Consider the following 15,704-nt stretch of genomic DNA (forward strand, 5'->3'; position numbering starts at 1 on the left):
TCATTGCCGGGCTTGCCCCGGCAATCCATCCTTCTTGAAATGATGGACGCGCGGGTCAAGCCCGCGTGTGACAAGTTACCCCTTCTTCTTCGGCTCCCACTTCTCCGTGGGCCCGCCGGCGTCGCGCCAGGCGGCGTAGCCGCCGGCGATGTGGGCGACGGGTTTGAGGCCCATGTCCTGCGCGGTCTTGGCCGCGAGCGCGGAGCGCAAGCCGCCGGCGCAGTGGAACACGAACTTCTTGTCCTCCTGGAAGATCGGCTTGGCGTAGGGGCTCTGCGGATCGATCCAGAATTCCAGCATGCCGCGAGTGCAGGCGAAGGCGCCAGGAATGCGGCCGTCGCGCTCGATTTCGCGGGGGTCGCGGATGTCGACGATGACGACGTCGCCGTTCTTGGAGATCTCGATCGCGTCCTTGGCTGTGAGCGTTTCGATCTCGGCATTGGCCTCGTCGATCAGCGCCTTGATGCCGCGGGTGATGGTCTGGGGCATATGGTTCTCCCTCTTGTTACGTCGACGTCCCGGGCGAACTGCCGGATGTGGAGGTCACCTCTCCCGCTTGCGGGAGAGGTCGCGGAGCGAAGCTACGCGGGTGAGGGCTCTCTCCTCTCGGGGGACGTCGCTCGTGGAGAGAACACTCTCCCCAACCCTCCCCCGCAGGCGGGGAGGGAGCGCAGTCCCGTCGCCGCTCACTCGTGCATCAATGCGTCAATTCCTTCATCGCACCTTCGAGCCCCTCGATCGTGATCGGATACATCCGGTTGGCGAAGATGCGCTTGATGATGGTGGTGGATTCCGAATAGTCCCAGTGCTTTTGCTGCACCGGGTTCAGCCACACCGTGTGCGGATAGGTGCGGATGATGCGGTCGAGCCAGACCGAGCCGGGCTCCTCGTTGACGTGCTCGACCGAGCCGCCCGGCACCATGATCTCGTAAGGCGACATCGAGGCGTCGCCGACGAACACGACCTTGTAGTCGTGCGGATATTTGTGCAGCACGTCCCAGGTCGGCGTGCGGTCGGTGAAGCGGCGCTTGTTCTGCTTCCACACGCCTTCATAGAGGCAGTTGTGGAAGTAGAAATACTCCATGTGCTTGAACTCGCTCTTCGCCGCCGAGAACAGCTCCTCGACCTGCTCGATATGCGCGTCCATCGAGCCGCCGATGTCGAAGAACACCAGCAGCTTCACTGCGTTGCGCCGCTCGGGGCGCATGTGCACGTCGAGATAGCCGTGATTGGCGGTCTCGCGGATGGTGGTGTCGAGGTCGAGCTCGTCCGGCGCGCCGGTGCGCGCGAACTTGCGCAGGCGGCGCAGCGCCACCTTGATGTTACGGATGCCGAGCTCGACATTGCCGTCGAGATCCTTGAACTCGCGCTTGTCCCACACCTTCACGGCGCGGTTGTTGCGGTTCTTCTCCTGGCCGATGCGCACGCCTTCGGGATTGTAGCCGTGGGCGCCGAACGGCGAGGTGCCGGCGGTGCCGATCCATTTCGAGCCGCCCTGGTGACGGCCTTTCTGCTCCTCGAGGCGCTTCTTCAGGGTCTCCATGAGCTTGTCCCAGCCCATGGCCTCGATCTGCTTCTTCTCTTCTTCCGTCAGGTACTTTTCCGCGAGCTTCTTCAGCCACTCCTCGGGGATCTCCGCCTTGTCCATGGCCTCGAGCAGGCTTTCCAGCTCCTTGAACACCGTGCCGAAGACGCGGTCGAACTTGTCGAGGTTGCGCTCGTCCTTCACCAGGGAGGCGCGCGACAGGTAGTAGAAATTTTCGACCGTGTAATCCGCGAGGTCAGCGTCGAGCGCCTCCATCAGCGTGAGGTATTCGCGCAGCGTCACGGGGACCTGCGCGTCGCGCAGAGAGGTGAAGAATTGCAGGAACATGGAAGACAGATTGCCCGTCGGGTGGCGAACGTCAAGGGGCGTAGACCGCCGCGGGACGCTGGACCGGCAGGCTTTTTGCTCTAGAATTGGCGACATCAAGGGGTTGTTTGGGGGACGTTTCCAATGGGAATTCTCGCAGCACTCATCATCGGTGCCATCGCCGGCTGGCTCGCGGGCAAGATTGTCCACGGGGCGGGATTTGGACTGGTCGGCAACATCGTCGTCGGCATCATCGGCGCACTGGTTGCGAGCTGGGTGCTGCCCCAGCTCCACATCCAGCTCGCCACCGGCACGGTCGGTGCCATCGTGGACGCCACGATCGGCGCGGTGATTGTGCTCGTCATCCTTTCGCTGATAAAACGGGTCTGAAAGCCTGACCGAACCAGGAACGGCCGCGATGCGCGGCCGTTCGCTTGTCGTGACCAAGGCATTGCCTCACGACGACGACCAACAAGGACGCGCGATGAAGTTTACCGGCACCAAGGACTATGTTGCGACCGACGATCTCAAGGTCGCCGTCAATGCCTCGATCGTGCTCGAGCGCCCGCTCCTGGTGAAGGGCGAGCCCGGCACCGGCAAGACGGTGCTGGCGGAGGAAGTGGCGAAGGCGCTGAACGCGCCGCTGCTCACCTGGCACATCAAGTCCACCACCAAGGCGCAGCAGGGCCTCTATGAATACGACGCGGTGTCGCGCCTGCGCGACAGCCAGCTCGGCGATGCCCGCGTGTCCGACATCAAGAACTACATCAAGCGCGGCAAGCTGTGGGAGGCCTTCACGGCCGAGCAGCGCCCGGTGCTCCTGATCGACGAGATCGACAAGGCCGACATCGAATTCCCCAACGACTTGCTGCTCGAACTCGACCGCATGGAATTCCATGTCTACGAGACCGGCGAGACGATCAAGGCGAAGCAGCGCCCGATCATGATGATCACCTCCAACAACGAGAAGGAGCTGCCGGACGCCTTCCTGCGCCGCTGCTTCTTCCATTACATCAAGTTCCCCGACGCCGACACGATGGGTCGCATCGTCGACGTCCACTTCCCCGGCATCAAGAAGCGCCTGGTCGAGGAAGCCTTGCGCATCTTCTTCGAGGTGCGCGAGGTGCCCGGGCTGAAGAAGAAGCCGTCGACCTCCGAGCTCTTGGACTGGCTCAAGCTGCTGCTCAACGAAGATATGAGCGCCGAGCAACTGCGCGAGCGCGACCCGCGCAAACTGATCCCGCCGCTGCACGGCGCGCTGCTCAAGAACGAGCAGGACGTGCATCTGTTCGAGCGCCTAGCGTTTTTGAGCCGACGGGAAGTGTAGGGGCTTCCGTGTCCCGGACGCGCTGCAGCGTGCAACGCTGCTGCGCTGAGCCGAGACAAGGCTTGCTCGGAGACATGGGTCCCGGCTCTGCAGCGCGCCGTCAAAGGGACGCTGCGCTGCGTCCGGGGCACGAGAGCGGAACGCGGCGCGAGCCTGCCTCCACATCGTCATTGCAAGCATCGGCGTCGATCTTCGTAGCAACCATAAATGGCGGCGTTTTTGCGCGTGCGGATCGCCTGGGTGGGTAGAGCGCAGCGAAACCCACCTCTTTCGTTTCTGCATCGGCAGAAGCGGTGGGTTACGCCAGCGGACTGCGCTTCGCGCTGCCCTAGCTAACCCACCCACGCAGATCGGCTTCTCACGCCACCGCCGTATCCGGAATCCGTGCGGCTTCCATCGGCTGCTTGCCGCGGATCAGGTCCGAGGCGCGGTCGGCGATCATCATCGTCGACGCATTCAAATTCGCCGAGATCATGCGGGGCATGACGGAGGCGTCGATGACGCGGAGGCCTTCGAGGCCGTGGACGCGGAGCTGGTCGTCGACCACGGCCCAGGTGGAGTCCGCCGGACCCATGCGGCAGGTGCAGCCGGGATGGAAGGTGGTGGTGCCGCGCTGGGTAGCGGCTGCCAGGAATTCGTCGTCGGTGTTGACGTTGGGGCCGGGGAAATCCTCGTAGGCGTAATAGGGCGAGAGCGGAGCGGACTTCAAAAGCCTCCGCGCGAGCTTCATGCCGCCGACGATGACGCGGCGGTCGAGCTCGGCATCGAGATAGTTGGTCTGGATGATCGGCGGCGCGAATGGATCGCTTGAGCGGATGCGGACGTAACCGCGGCTCTCGGGGCGCTGCTGCCAGGAGGCCACGGTCATGCCGGGCTCGTCCTCGAGCTGGCCCTGCACGCCCTCCTTGTAGCTTGCGGGCGTGAAGGTGAGCTGGAGGTCGGAGCTCTCGGCGCTCTCGCCGGAATGCCAGAAGCAATAGACCATGGTCGGCGACAGCGACAGCAGGCCGCGGCGCGCGGTCGCCCATTTCAGTGCCTCGACCCAGAGCGAGAGGCCGCGGCGGAGCTCGTTGATGGTCTTGATGTCCTTCACCCGCGCCACCGTGCGCGGGGCGTAATGGTCCTGCAGGCCTTCGCCGACGGGGAGCGCGTGACGTACCGCGATGCCGTGCTGCTGCAGCAGATCCGGCGAGCCGACGCCGGAGAGCTGCAAGAGCTGCGGCGAATTATAGCTGCCGCCGGAGAGGATCACCTCCTTGTTGGCGCGCACCTCGACAGGATGACCGTCACGGCCTCCCTTCATATAGCGCACGCCGACGGCGCGCTTGCCCTCGAAGATGATCTCGGTCGCGTGCGCATGGGTGTGCACATGCACGTTCGGCCGCTTCATCGCCGGCTTGAGGAACGCGGTGGCCGCGGAGACGCGCAGGCCGTTGTTGATGGTGCGCTGGCAGTAGGAGACGCCTTCCTGGGTCTTGCCGTTATAATCGGGGTTGCGGGGAATGCCGAGCGAGACCGCGCCCTCCATGAAGGCCTCGCAGAGCGGATCGCGCCAGTCCATGGTGGTGACCGTGAGGCCGCCCTCGCGGCCGCGATAAGTGTCCTCGCCCTCGCCGACGCGCTTCTCCAGCCGCCGGAAGTACGGCAGCACATCGGCATAGCCCCAGCCGCGATTGCCCATCTGCGCCCAGGTATCGAAATCCATGCGCTGGCCGCGATTGTAGATATGGCCATTGATCGAGGACGAGCCGCCGAGCGTCTTGCCGCGCGGCGCGTAGATGCTGCGCCCGCCGGTCCAGGGCCCCGGCTCCTGCTGGTAGGCCCAGTTGATGCTCTTCATGTGGAAGGTCTTGATGAAGCCCGCCGGCAAATGGATGTAGGGGTGCCAATCCCTCGGGCCCGCCTCGAGCACGCAGACGCTGGTGTTCGGGTCCTCGCTGAGGCGGCTGGTGAGCACGCAACCGGCGGAGCCGGCGCCGACGATCACATAATCAAATCTATCCATGGTGCCTCGGCCGCTCCTAGCGCGGCTTGTCGTTGAGTTGAAATTCCAGATGCGCCTGTACCGTCGGCCATTCGGCGGCGGTGATGCTGTAGACCACGGTGTCGCGCAGCGTGCCGTTCGGCGCGATCTGATGGCTGCGCAGAATGCCGTCCTGCTTGGCGCCCAGGCGTTCGATGGCGCGGCGGCTCTGGTGGTTGAAGAAGTGCGTGCGGAACTCGACCGCGATGCAGTTCAGCGTCTCGAAGGCATGGCGCAGCAGCAGCAGCTTGCACTGCGTGTTGAGTGGGCCGCGCTGCGCGCTCTTGCCATACCAGGTCGAGCCGATCTCGACGCGGCGGTTGGCGGCATCGATGTTCATGTAGGTGGTCATGCCGACGATCCGGCCGCCGACATCGAACACGGTGAAGGGCAGCATCGAGCCCGCGGCCTGCAGGCCTAAGCGGCGGTCGATCTCCTTGCCCATGTTCTCCGGCAGCGGGATCGCGGTGTACCAGAGCTTCGACAACTCGCCGTCCTTGACGGCCGCGACCAGCCCCTCGCGATGATCATGCGACAGCGGCTCCAGACGGGCGTGCTGTCCGCGCAGGGTGATGGGGTCGGGCCAGGGCATCGAGGTCTCTCTCCGTTGTCATTGCGAGCGAAGCGAAGCAATCCAGAATCTTACCGCGGAGGCAGTCTGGATGGCTTCGTCGCTTCGCTCCTCGCAATGACGGCTTGGCTCACTTGTTCAAAAAATTCAACGGCAAACCACCGCGCGGCCAGTCCATGGCGACGAGCTCGCCCTTGCCCGACAGCGTGATGTAGGCGGTCTTCAACTCGGGACCGCCGAAGGCGATGTTGGTGGTGACGCGGTCGCCGGTCGGAACCTGCTCGACCAGGGTGCCGTCAGGCGCGATCACCGAGATGCAGCCGGAGACGAGGGTGGCGACGCAGACATTGCCGCCTCCCTCCACCGCGAGCGAATCGAACATCTGGTAGCCGCCGAGGCCGCAGATCGGCTTCCCCCGCTCGCCGCGGTAGATTACGTCGCGCGGCTTGAGCGTGCCCGGCGCGGAGAGTTCATAGGCCCAAAGCCGCCCCGTCGGCGTCTCCGCGATGTAGACGGTGTTCTCGTCCGGCGAGAGACCGATACCGTTGGCCGGCAGGATCCCGTGCACGACCTCCACGATCTCGCTCATGCCGGGCTTGAGGTAATACATGCCGCCGACGTCCATCTCGCGCGCACGGCGCTTGCCGAGATCGGAGAACCAGAGGCCGCCCTGCCTGTCGAAGACGAGGTCGTTCGGCCCGCGCAGATCATGCGCGCCGCATTTGGTTACGACGGTTTCGACCTTGCCCGTCTGCAAATCGACGCGCTGGATCGAGCCGCCGAGATAATCGTCGGGCTGCGGGCCCGGCATGATCATGTTGCGGGTCGGGATCCAGGAGAAGCCGCCATTGTTGCAGATGTACATCTTGCCGTCGGGGCCGAGCGCGGCGCCGTTGGGGCCACCGGGCACCTTGGCGACGATCTCCTTGCGGCCGTCGGGATAGACGCGGGTCAGGCGCTGGCCGCGGATCTCCACCAGCACCACCGAGCCGTCCGGCATCACGACGGGGCCTTCAGGAAATTCGAGGTCGGTGGCGAGAACGCGGATGTTGGCCGTGGCATTCGACATTGGGACCCTCCCGGCTGCTTGTTATGGCTTGCACGGGATGTCCGGCACGGGCCCCATACGCAAGATTTGCCCGCGGTTATGACAAAGTCGCCTCGGCTTGCCAAGCAAGCGGGATGGTATGCCAGCGTTGCGCTGCAAAGCGCGATGAGGATCATCGCGCTTTGCCTTATCGCTCGAGCATGATCCCTTCGGGAAACCGCCGCACACTTCGCGCTGACGCGGCCCTTCGGGTCCGGATCGTGCTATTCCCTCACCGGCAGCCAGATCTCGAAACCGCCATTGCCGGTTGCAGGATCGAACGCCTCATCGTAGCGCTCGAAATTCGGTGCGTCCGCGGCTCCGAGCCCGGATACCGGCAGCCACTGATTCCAGATCGTGTTCACGGTGCGTCGGATCGAAGCGACGTGCTCGGCATGCGTGAACACAGCATAGCGCTGCTCGGGAATGCGGATGCGGCCGAAGCGGCGCGGCAGGTCGGAGAAATCGGCGACCTCGACCCCGGCTATGTAGTCGAAATTGCCGGCATCATCGCCGTTGCAGCAGACGCCGTAGGCGACTTGAATTTTTCCTTGGCCGACCCGCGCGGGGATGTCGGCGACCTCCTGATTGAAGCGGTGCCACAGGCCGGGGATCACGGCGCCGTTGTCGCAGGAGATGCGCTCGGCGGGGCCGGCGACCAGGAAGGCCTTTGCCGTCTCGAAACGCGGTGGGGCAAGATGGTCGAGCATGGTGGAGTTCATGAGGATGGGCTCCTGAAGCTTGAGCTGGCTGACGCACGTTGCCGCTCTCACCGCTTCGGGCGTTGTGCCGAAATGGTCGCGGAACGCGCGGGTGAAGGCTTCGTGCGAGCCGTAGTCGGCCTCCAGGGCCAGTGACAGGATGTCAGGTGCGCCCTTTGCAAGACTGCGCGCGGCCTCCGTCAGCCGGCGCGCGCGCACGTAACGCATCACCGGCAGACCGGTGGCTGCGGCAAACGCACGCACGATGTGGAACCGCGACACGCCGGAGATCGCCGCGATCTCGTCGAGCGTCATCGGCTCGGCCAGATGGCTCTCGATATACCAGAGCGCGCGCTGGGCTGGATTCATGGCGGTTCAGGCTCTCGTTCGAAGCGCGGCGATGATGCGCCGCTCAGCAGCGCTCTGCTTGACCGGCATTGCTGTCCTTCGCATGAGGATAGTCCGGCAATCGCCACTGGCAACGCCCCCGCGTTCGTGGCTACACTCGTTGAAACCGCTCACGAGAAAGAGGAACCGGGTCATGGAGATCACCGATGTGCGGGCGCATCATGTCCGCATCCCCTATGACGCCGGTGTCGCAAACTTCCGCCAGGGTGCTTCCGCGATTTCCGCGCTCGACATGGTGCTCGTCGAGGTCACGACCGATTCCGGGCTGACCGGCTGGGGCGATGCCTTCGCCTATGTCTGCCCCCGCACCACGCGCAGCGCCGTCGAGGAGATGATCGCGCCGCAGGCCCGCGGGATGAAGGTGCCGGATGCTGCCGGCATTCCCGCGATGATGGAACAGATCCAGCGCAATCTGCATCTGTTCGGCCGCTACGGCATCACCATGTTCGCGATCTCCGGGCTCGATATCGCATTGTGGGACCTGGCCGCGAAGGCCGAAGGCGTGCCGCTGCATCGTTTGCTCGGCGAGATCAGGCGCACGGCGATTCCGGCTTACGCGAGCCTCTTGCGGATCGGCTCGCCCGGCAATATCGCCGACGAATGCAGGAAGGCGCTGGCGCTCGGCTATGGCGCGATCAAGCTGCACGAGACCACGGCGCCGGCAGTATTCGCCGCGCGCGAGGCGATCGGGCCAGCCATTCCGCTGATGGTCGACATGAACTGCCCCCTGACGGGCGAGCAGGCGATCGCGTTCGCGAAAACATGCCGGGAGGCACAGCCGATGTTTCTGGAGGAGCCGGTCTGGCCACCGGAAGACTTTGCCACGCTCGCCGACGTCCGCAGCAAGGGGCGGGCTCGGCATCGCCGCCGGCGAGAATGCCTGCACCGAATATCAATTCCGCCAGATGATGGACGCGGGCGCGGTGAGCCACGCCCAGCCCTCGGTCATCAAGGTCGGCGGCATCACGGAATTCCAGAAGGTCGCAGGCCTGGCCGATCGCCTCGGCGTCAAGATCGTCCCGCACTCTCCTTACTTCGGTCCGGGGCTGCTGGCGACGCTGCATCTGCTCGCAACGCGCGACGAGGGACTGGTCGAGATGTTCTACCTGAAACGCGAAGCCTGCCTCTGGGGCGGCCGCGCCGATGTCGATGCAAGCGGCCATGTTGCGGTGCCCTCGGGGCCCGGGCTCGGCTATGAGCCCGATCGTGGCGTGATGGAGCGCTATCGCGTGACGTGATCGGCGCGCCTATTTCGTTGCGTCCTTCGCCGGCGGCGCGTCCGGCTTCTTCTTCAGATCCTCGGTGGTCTTCGCCTGCGCGGCCTGAAGATCGAGAAGCGTCTTCTGCAGGCCGGCGATGGCCGTCTTCAACGCGTCGATCTGGCGACCCGCCGCGTCCAGCTTCTGCTGATGATCGAGGGTGAGCTTGTTGATCGTCTTCTGCAGGAAATCGACGTTGCTCTGGAGACAGCTGGTGCGACGCTCCATGGTCTTCTCGACCGTGCAGATCTCGATGCCGGGCACGTCCTGCGCGCGAAGCGGCAACGGCGCCAGCGCTGCGAGCAGCAATATCGCGAAACAAATGCCGGCGTTTCGAAGCAGCATGAAAGTTCCTCGTCCAATCGATCACGGCAATGTGCGCTGTTTGCGCGGCGCAGCGCGACGCTACCACACTCGTACCGCATTCTCGCGTTGAGCTTGCGTCCGTTCCCTTGGACGGGGAACGATGATCCGCACGCGGAGGAAGTGGGCGCTCTTTCCGCGGCTTTGTTTAGGGGAGATTTTTGGAATGGCAACGCGCGACAGACGTTTGGCGGAATTCGACGGAGCCGGAGAACCACCGCCGGGCCTGCCACTCGAAGTGCTCTGCGAGGATCACAGCGGAACATATCAGCTTCCGTTCGCCTGCCGCTACGTCGAGGGACGCTGGCAGAACCACGAGGCCGGCATTGCTGTCGAAGCAACTGTCATCGGCTGGCGCTTGCCGCGCGTGAAGCAGCGCGGGGCCGCCTGAGAGCGGTCTCTGTTTCAAAATGCGACGGCGCCGCGCTCCACCTTAACCTCCGGAACGCGGCCCGAACGAATCGCGTCCGAATCAGCCGAGAGGCCGTGTACGCACCTGTTCACGGCTAGATATCGACGCGGCTCTGCAGGCGCGTACAATATCTGCGCACTATGCGGGAAAGCCCGGGCCTGTCACCGGCGCGAAAGGTTAATCGCGGCAGGGGTATCGCGGTGAGGCCGCCGCGAGAGGACCCCCGCCCCCGAAACAGGCAGGGCCGCGCAACACCTGCCTAATATTCGACCTCGAGCTCCTCGATCTCGGCTGGCTCCTCCTTCGCCGCCGCGATCCATCCCTGCATCTCTGGCATGGCCATGATGGTATCGGCATAGGCCTTCAGGCGCGGCTCGAGCTTGACGTCATAGGTCACAAAGCGCGTCACCACCGGGGCGTACATCGCATCCGCCATGGTGCGCTGCGCCCCGAACAGGAAGGGGCCGCCCGATGTCTCCAGACAGTCGCGCCAGATGGACCAGACGCGGTCGATGTCGGCCTGCGCCCGCGACCAGATCTTGAAGCCGGGAAAGTGTCCTTTCAGGTTGACCGGCAGCGAGGCGCGCAACGTGGTGAAACCGGAATGAATTTCGCCTGAGATCGAGCGGCAATGGGCGCGCTGGATACGGTCGGCCGGCAGCAGGCCGGCGGCCGGCATCACCTCGTTGAGATATTCGGCGATCGCCAGCGTGTCCCAGACTACGGCACCCTCGTGCCGCAGGCACGGTACCAGGATCGAGGACGACAGCAGCAAAATCTCGGCGCGTGCCGACGGATCGTCCGGCGCGGTGACGATCTCCTCGAAATCGAGCCCGGAGAATTTCGTCAGCAGCCAGCCACGCAGCGACCAGGACGAGTAGTTCTTGCTGCTGATGGTCAGTGTCGCCTTCGCCATGTGGCCTCTTCCTTGGTCCCGACTTCAGCTCGGCCCGCCCTGTGCTTCCCGTGTCATGAGCAGCAAGCGACGTGCCAATTCTGCGGCGACCCAGACTGCCTTCTGGCGTCCTTATTGCATGGCAGCACGGGACGGGATGGGCGTTTCAGCATGATGTCGATGTTTTATCAGGCCTTTCAAAACCACATGGACCTGACGGCGCCATGGCGCGCAGGGGCCTCGTCGGCACTCAAATTCCTCAATCTGGTGCCGCAGGGCAGGTCGGATCAGGTGGTCGGCCGGCTGTCGGCCGCGCTGGAGCTGATCTCGCGCTCCACTCTGACCTATGACCGGCCGGCCTACGGCATCGACAGTGTCATGGTCGGCAACCGCGAGATCGCCGTTACCGAGGAGATCGCCTACGCGACGCCGTTCGGCTCGCTGCTGCGTTTTCGCAAGGACGGCGTCGGCGAGCAGCCGCGCATGCTGCTGGTGGCGCCGATGTCCGGCCATTTCGCCACGCTGCTGCGCGGCACTGTGAAGACACTGCTCCAGGACCACGACGTCTACATCACCGACTGGCACAACCCGCGCGACATTCCGCGCAGCGAGGGCCGCTTCGGGCTCGACGACTACACTGAGCACCTGATCGATTTCCTCGGACAGCTCGGTCCGCGTCCGCACATGGTCGCGATCTGCCAGCCTTCGGTGTCGGCGCTCGCGGCCGCGGCGATCATGTGCGAGGACAACCATCCCTCGCGCCCGGCGACGCTGACGCTGATGGCGGGCCCGATCGACACGCGGATCCAGCCGACCAGGGTCAACGACTTTGCCAAGAGCAAGCCGATTGAATGGTTCGAGCGCAATTTGATCAATTACGTGCCGATGCAGTGCCGCGGCGCGATGCGGAAAGTCTATCCCGGCTTCGTGCAGCTCACCGCCTTCGTCTCGATGAATCTCGAGCGTCACATCAAGCAGCATCTCGACCTCGCCAGCCACATCGCCAAGGGCGAGAAGGAGAAGACCGCGACGATCAAGACGTTCTACGACGAATATTTTGCCGTGATGGACCTGCCGGCCGAGTTCTACATCGAGACGGTGCGCGACGTGTTCCAGGAGCATCTCTTGCCGCAGGGCAAGCTGATGCATCGCGGCCGTCCCGTGAACACCAAAGCCATCAGCCGCATGGGCCTGATGACGGTCGAGGGCGAGAAGGACGACATCTGCTCGATCGGCCAGACCCTCGCCGCCCAGGACCTCTGCACCGGCGTCCGCGCCTATCGCCGCGTCCACCACATGCAGGCCGGCGTCGGCCATTACGGCGTGTTCTCCGGCAAGCGCTGGAACAACGAGATCTATCCGCTGCTGCGGGATTTCGTGCACGTGAATTCGTGACCGACATCCCCTGACGCGCAGGCGTTCCGGCACATCGTCAATGCTCCTGCCTGAGCAGCTCTTTCGCCTCCTCGACTTCGGGAAGACTTCGCTCCGCATCGAATTCGGCGAGCACGGGAGCGAGCACTTCGGATGCCGCGCCCGTTCGACCACGCCTCTTGTGCAGGCGCGCAAGTCCAACGGCGCTGCGCAGCTCGAAAGTCTGCGTCTGCTGGCCTCGTGCGATTTCCAGCGCTCGCGTGAGCGCATTCTCGGCACCGGCATCGTCGGGAGCGTTGCGGCGCAACAAAAGCTCGCCATGGACGCGGTGCAGCTCGGCATCAAGCCAACGCTGACCGGACTGTCCCGTCCAGGCGATCAATTCGCTCAAGATTTCCAGCCCGGCTTCGACCTGGCCCACCTCTGCATCCGCCATAGCGACATGCATTCCCCAAAACGGTTCGCAGAGGTAGCAATCGTTCTCGTGCAGCAAGGTCCAGCCGTGACGCATATCCGCCAGCCCGGCCATTCGGTCGCCGGCACGCCACTTGGCGAGGCCATTCAGGTAGGTGCCGGCGGCCACGTACAGGGGCATCGTATGGTCGCGCGCGAGACCGAGCGCCAGGATCGTCTCTGTCTGTTGCAACATGCCCCCGCACAGTCCGTCGAACACGGCGCGATGAACAAGCGCATTGGCCTGGGAAAGCGCCCGCTTTTCTCCTGAAGCACTCACCGCTTCCGCGGCTAGCCTGCGCGCGCGAGCGATGGTGCCGAGCGGCCAGAGCACCAGGGCGAGAAATCGCATGATCACGAACGGGAGATCCAGCGCCGAAGTCCTGAAGGTCGCGGGATCCGGTTCGGCCCAATAGATCGCCAGCGCCCGCTCGAGATGCGTTCGCGCGTTCAAGTAGTCGCCTCCGAACCAGCAGGTAACGCCGCCAGTCCAATGAGCAACGACGGCGGCCACCGGCGAATCTGGCCGTCGATCGGCGGCGATCCTGATGGCATCCGCAAGCTCCCGCATTGGAGCGAGTTCGCCGTGGGTCAGGCAGGCATTGAAGAGGCCCGAATGGACCGGCGCAAGTTCAATGGGATCATCGATACCGGCTGCGAAACGTCGCGCGCGCGTCCATGCCGCTACCGTTTCGGGAGCGTTATGGCCGAGGCCTCCCCGCAATGCACGGCCATAATCGATTTGAAGATGCAGCCTGCTCATCATCCGGCCGGGATCATCAGACAGCTCATCGGCGGCCGCAATCGCCTTGCCGAGATGCGCGATCGCCTCGTAATAGGCCGAGCGCTTGAGCGCCTGCTGGCCTGCCTTGCGCCACCATTCGAGGGCGATCTCGCTCAGTCCCGCCTCAGTGAAGTGGTGCGCCAGCACTTCCGGCTCGGTCTCGGCCACGGCTGGAAACTTCTCACGCAGGACATCACCGATGCGCTTGTGAAGTACCTGCCGTTTGCTCTTGAGCAGGCCCTCGTAGGCTGCCTCCTGAACGAGAGCGTGCCTGAAGCTATAATTTGCTTCAGGCGGAGTTCCGCGACGCACCAGCAGTTCGGCGTCTTCGAGCTGCACCAGCGCGGCGCCCAGCGTCAGATCGTCACGTCCCGCCACATATCTCAGCAGCGCGTACGAAAATTCGCGGCCGATGGCGGCGCCTATTTGCGCCACCTCTTTGACCGGAGCCAGCCGGTCGAGCCGCGCCATCAGCGAATCCTGCAGCGTTGCGGGAATGGCGAGCGGCGGGAGCGGACTATCGAGGCGATAGCGCCCGGATTCCTCCACGAGCATTCCGGACTCCAGCACCATCTTGGTCAGTTCTTCGACGAATAGCGGGACGCCATCCGTCTTGTCGATGATCTGCTTCATCATCTCGCGTGGGAGCTGGCGCCCAACCGCCACCTGCTCGACCAGCGCGCGCGTGTCCTGCCGGTCCAGCCGGTCCAGCCGCAACAGACTGACGTTGGCAAGGCCCGACCAGGAGGGCTCGAACTCCGGCCGAGCTGTCATCAGCACGAGTATCGGCAGCCCCCTGATCCGGTCGACCCCGAGATCGAACAGTTCCAGTGTCGTGGCATCGGCCCAATGCATATCCTCGCAGATAATCAGCAGGGGCTGCTCTCGCGCCAACCCCTCGAGCTGATCGAGAAGCGCAGCAAATGTCTTTCGCCGTTGTTGCGCCGGGCTCAAACCGAGCGACGGATAACGGTCGCCGGTTGGAATGGAAAGGAGAGCCGCAATGAGCGGCGTCGCTCGGGCGACTTGCTGTGTTCCAAGCGCCAGCATTGCCTCGAGCTTTTCGAGCTTTTGCTCTGACGTGTCGTGAGAGCGGATGCCGGCTGCGCGCTCGAGTTGCGCAACAAAGGGATGGAGCGCGCTGTTGGTGTGGTAGGGCGAACACTGATATCGCACCCGCCTGTGCGCCTCCAACGCGGGGCTCTCAGACAGCGTTGCGACCATGCGTGACTTGCCAATGCCCGCTTCGCCAGAAATCAACACCATCTGGCCATGTCCCTGCCATGCCAGCCGCTGGCGCGAGAGCGTGAACTCGATCTCTTCCCTGCGACCGACAAAACCGATCGAGCGCGCCGCGCGGACCGCTTCGAAGCGGCTCTCCGATGCGATCGCCCCCTCGACCGCCCAGACCGCGATGGGTTCGGCTATTCCCTTGACCTCGCGGCGGCCGAGATTGCGAAAAGTGAAGAGATCTCCCAGCAGCCGGCGCGTGGACGAGGCAACGACGACCACCCCAGGCTCCGCCAGGCTCTGGAGCCGGGCGGCGAGGTTTGGTGTATCGCCGATCGTTCCGTGCTCCTCTGACGCGTCTCCGCTGATGAGGTCGCCAACCACCACAAGCCCGGTTGCGATTGCGATTCGCAGTTCAACCCGTTCGCCATCACCTGTGTTGAGTTGCCCAACCGCAGAGATCGTGTCGAGGCCCGCTCGCACCGCCCGTTCCGCATCATCCTCGTGGGCGCGGGGATAGCCGAAATAGACCAGTATTCCGTCACCGACGAACCGGGCTATCCTGCCATCATAAGCAGCAACAACGCTCGCACAGGCGGCGCGGTAGGCGCGGATCACCTCCCACATGTCCTCGGGATCGAGACGCGCCGAGAGCGCAGTCGAGCCGACCAGATCGCAGAACATGACGGTGAGGTGACGCCGTTCGGCGTCCTGAGGAGGAACGGGCGATGCGATCAACGCGGCTGGATCGAGGTCCGCAATAGCACGCAACATTTTGCGGCGATGGCCGAGCAGGACTCCGAGCTGACTGAAGTCCTCGTCCATCAGTTCGGGAAGGACCCCTATGTCGATCCCATTTTGGGCAAAACGCTCTGCGTATTGCCCAAGCCCCAGCTTCTCGAGCCACTCCGCAATCTGCATTGACTCCACCGATCGCGTGGTTGGCGGTTAGCAGAATTTTGGAC

The 15,704-nt window shown here is 64.2% G+C and carries 13 protein-coding genes and 1 pseudogene; 5 read left to right on the forward strand and 9 right to left on the reverse strand.

Annotation, left to right across the window (positions count from 1 at the left end):
- Window positions 1-75: 75 nt before the first annotated feature.
- Together ABIG06_RS04150 and ABIG06_RS04155 are read right to left on the reverse strand one after the other, a co-directional pair.
- On the reverse strand, window positions 76-489 hold the full coding sequence (locus tag ABIG06_RS04150) for a rhodanese-like domain-containing protein (RefSeq protein ID WP_028179894.1): 414 nt from the start codon (window positions 487-489) through the stop codon (window positions 76-78).
- Between the two features lie 208 nt (window positions 490-697).
- Window positions 698-1,873 (reverse strand): vWA domain-containing protein, encoded by a 1,176-nt coding sequence (locus tag ABIG06_RS04155; protein WP_370134444.1) that lies wholly within the window; start codon window positions 1,871-1,873, stop codon window positions 698-700.
- Between the two features lie 123 nt (window positions 1,874-1,996).
- Between ABIG06_RS04155 and ABIG06_RS04160 the strand changes: the two genes are divergently transcribed.
- Window positions 1,997-2,242, forward strand: a complete 246-nt coding sequence (locus tag ABIG06_RS04160; RefSeq protein WP_370134447.1) for a GlsB/YeaQ/YmgE family stress response membrane protein — start codon at window positions 1,997-1,999, stop codon at window positions 2,240-2,242.
- Window positions 2,243-2,336: 94 nt separating this feature from the next.
- Window positions 2,337-3,179: an AAA family ATPase gene (locus ABIG06_RS04165; RefSeq protein ID WP_024339458.1), complete on the forward strand. Its 843-nt coding sequence runs from the start codon at window positions 2,337-2,339 to the stop codon at window positions 3,177-3,179.
- A gap of 358 nt (window positions 3,180-3,537) precedes the next feature.
- Here the strand turns inward: ABIG06_RS04165 and ABIG06_RS04170 are convergent, their stop codons facing one another.
- From ABIG06_RS04170 to ABIG06_RS04185, 4 genes are all read right to left on the reverse strand, one after another.
- Window positions 3,538-5,184, reverse strand: a complete 1,647-nt coding sequence (locus ABIG06_RS04170; RefSeq protein WP_370134449.1) for a GMC family oxidoreductase — start codon at window positions 5,182-5,184, stop codon at window positions 3,538-3,540.
- 16 nt (window positions 5,185-5,200) lie between these two features.
- On the reverse strand, window positions 5,201-5,794 hold the full coding sequence (locus tag ABIG06_RS04175; RefSeq protein ID WP_370134452.1) for a GNAT family N-acetyltransferase: 594 nt from the start codon (window positions 5,792-5,794) through the stop codon (window positions 5,201-5,203).
- A 109-nt stretch (window positions 5,795-5,903) separates the two neighbouring features.
- Complete coding sequence (locus ABIG06_RS04180) at window positions 5,904-6,842, reverse strand: SMP-30/gluconolactonase/LRE family protein (RefSeq protein WP_124162577.1); 939 nt, start codon at window positions 6,840-6,842, stop codon at window positions 5,904-5,906.
- Between the two features lie 242 nt (window positions 6,843-7,084).
- Window positions 7,085-7,930, reverse strand: coding sequence for an AraC family transcriptional regulator (locus ABIG06_RS04185; RefSeq protein ID WP_370134454.1), 846 nt, complete (start codon window positions 7,928-7,930; stop codon window positions 7,085-7,087).
- Between the two features lie 172 nt (window positions 7,931-8,102).
- Here ABIG06_RS04185 and ABIG06_RS04190 point away from each other — a divergent pair.
- Window positions 8,103-9,207 (forward strand): annotated as a pseudogene (locus tag ABIG06_RS04190) (mandelate racemase/muconate lactonizing enzyme family protein).
- A 9-nt stretch (window positions 9,208-9,216) separates the two neighbouring features.
- Here ABIG06_RS04190 and ABIG06_RS04195 read toward each other — a convergent pair.
- A complete protein-coding gene (locus ABIG06_RS04195; protein WP_370134458.1) occupies window positions 9,217-9,573 on the reverse strand; it encodes a hypothetical protein in 357 nt (118 codons plus the stop codon).
- A 184-nt stretch (window positions 9,574-9,757) separates the two neighbouring features.
- On the opposite strand from ABIG06_RS04195, the gene ABIG06_RS04200 reads away from it, so the two are divergent.
- Window positions 9,758-9,982 carry a hypothetical protein gene (locus ABIG06_RS04200; protein WP_024339451.1) on the forward strand — a complete coding sequence of 75 codons (225 nt, stop codon included), beginning with the start codon at window positions 9,758-9,760 and terminating at the stop codon, window positions 9,980-9,982.
- Between the two features lie 280 nt (window positions 9,983-10,262).
- Here ABIG06_RS04200 and ABIG06_RS04205 read toward each other — a convergent pair whose 3' ends face one another.
- Window positions 10,263-10,919 (reverse strand): glutathione S-transferase family protein, encoded by a 657-nt coding sequence (locus ABIG06_RS04205; RefSeq protein ID WP_370134461.1) that lies wholly within the window; start codon window positions 10,917-10,919, stop codon window positions 10,263-10,265.
- 150 nt (window positions 10,920-11,069) lie between these two features.
- On the opposite strand from ABIG06_RS04205, the gene ABIG06_RS04210 reads away from it, so the two are divergent.
- Window positions 11,070-12,293, forward strand: a complete 1,224-nt coding sequence (locus ABIG06_RS04210; RefSeq protein WP_370134462.1) for a polyhydroxyalkanoate depolymerase — start codon at window positions 11,070-11,072, stop codon at window positions 12,291-12,293.
- 37 nt (window positions 12,294-12,330) lie between these two features.
- Here the strand turns inward: ABIG06_RS04210 and ABIG06_RS04215 are convergent, their stop codons facing one another.
- The gene (locus ABIG06_RS04215) at window positions 12,331-15,660 is read right to left on the reverse strand and encodes an adenylate/guanylate cyclase domain-containing protein (RefSeq protein ID WP_424578076.1); all 3,330 of its coding nucleotides are present in this window, start codon (window positions 15,658-15,660) and stop codon (window positions 12,331-12,333) included.
- Window positions 15,661-15,704 lie beyond the last annotated feature (44 nt).

The organism is Bradyrhizobium sp. USDA 326 (assembly GCF_049739485.1).
GTDB lineage: Bacteria > Pseudomonadota > Alphaproteobacteria > Rhizobiales > Xanthobacteraceae > Bradyrhizobium.

Bases quoted from the DNA above. Each gene is read 5' to 3' on its own strand.
- ABIG06_RS04150 (WP_028179894.1), bottom strand. From the start codon at position 489: ATGCCCCAGACCATCACCCGCGGCATCAAGGCGCTGATCGACGAGGCC.
- ABIG06_RS04155 (WP_370134444.1), bottom strand. From the start codon at position 1,873: ATGTTCCTGCAATTCTTCACCTCTCTGCGCGACGCGCAGGTCCCCGTG.
- ABIG06_RS04160 (WP_370134447.1), top strand. From the start codon at position 1,997: ATGGGAATTCTCGCAGCACTCATCATCGGTGCCATCGCCGGCTGGCTC.
- ABIG06_RS04165 (WP_024339458.1), top strand. From the start codon at position 2,337: ATGAAGTTTACCGGCACCAAGGACTATGTTGCGACCGACGATCTCAAG.
- ABIG06_RS04170 (WP_370134449.1), bottom strand. From the start codon at position 5,184: ATGGATAGATTTGATTATGTGATCGTCGGCGCCGGCTCCGCCGGTTGC.
- ABIG06_RS04175 (WP_370134452.1), bottom strand. From the start codon at position 5,794: ATGCCCTGGCCCGACCCCATCACCCTGCGCGGACAGCACGCCCGTCTG.
- ABIG06_RS04180 (WP_124162577.1), bottom strand. From the start codon at position 6,842: ATGTCGAATGCCACGGCCAACATCCGCGTTCTCGCCACCGACCTCGAA.
- ABIG06_RS04185 (WP_370134454.1), bottom strand. From the start codon at position 7,930: ATGAATCCAGCCCAGCGCGCGCTCTGGTATATCGAGAGCCATCTGGCC.
- ABIG06_RS04195 (WP_370134458.1), bottom strand. From the start codon at position 9,573: ATGCTGCTTCGAAACGCCGGCATTTGTTTCGCGATATTGCTGCTCGCA.
- ABIG06_RS04200 (WP_024339451.1), top strand. From the start codon at position 9,758: ATGGCAACGCGCGACAGACGTTTGGCGGAATTCGACGGAGCCGGAGAA.
- ABIG06_RS04205 (WP_370134461.1), bottom strand. From the start codon at position 10,919: ATGGCGAAGGCGACACTGACCATCAGCAGCAAGAACTACTCGTCCTGG.
- ABIG06_RS04210 (WP_370134462.1), top strand. From the start codon at position 11,070: ATGATGTCGATGTTTTATCAGGCCTTTCAAAACCACATGGACCTGACG.
- ABIG06_RS04215 (WP_424578076.1), bottom strand. From the start codon at position 15,660: ATGCAGATTGCGGAGTGGCTCGAGAAGCTGGGGCTTGGGCAATACGCA.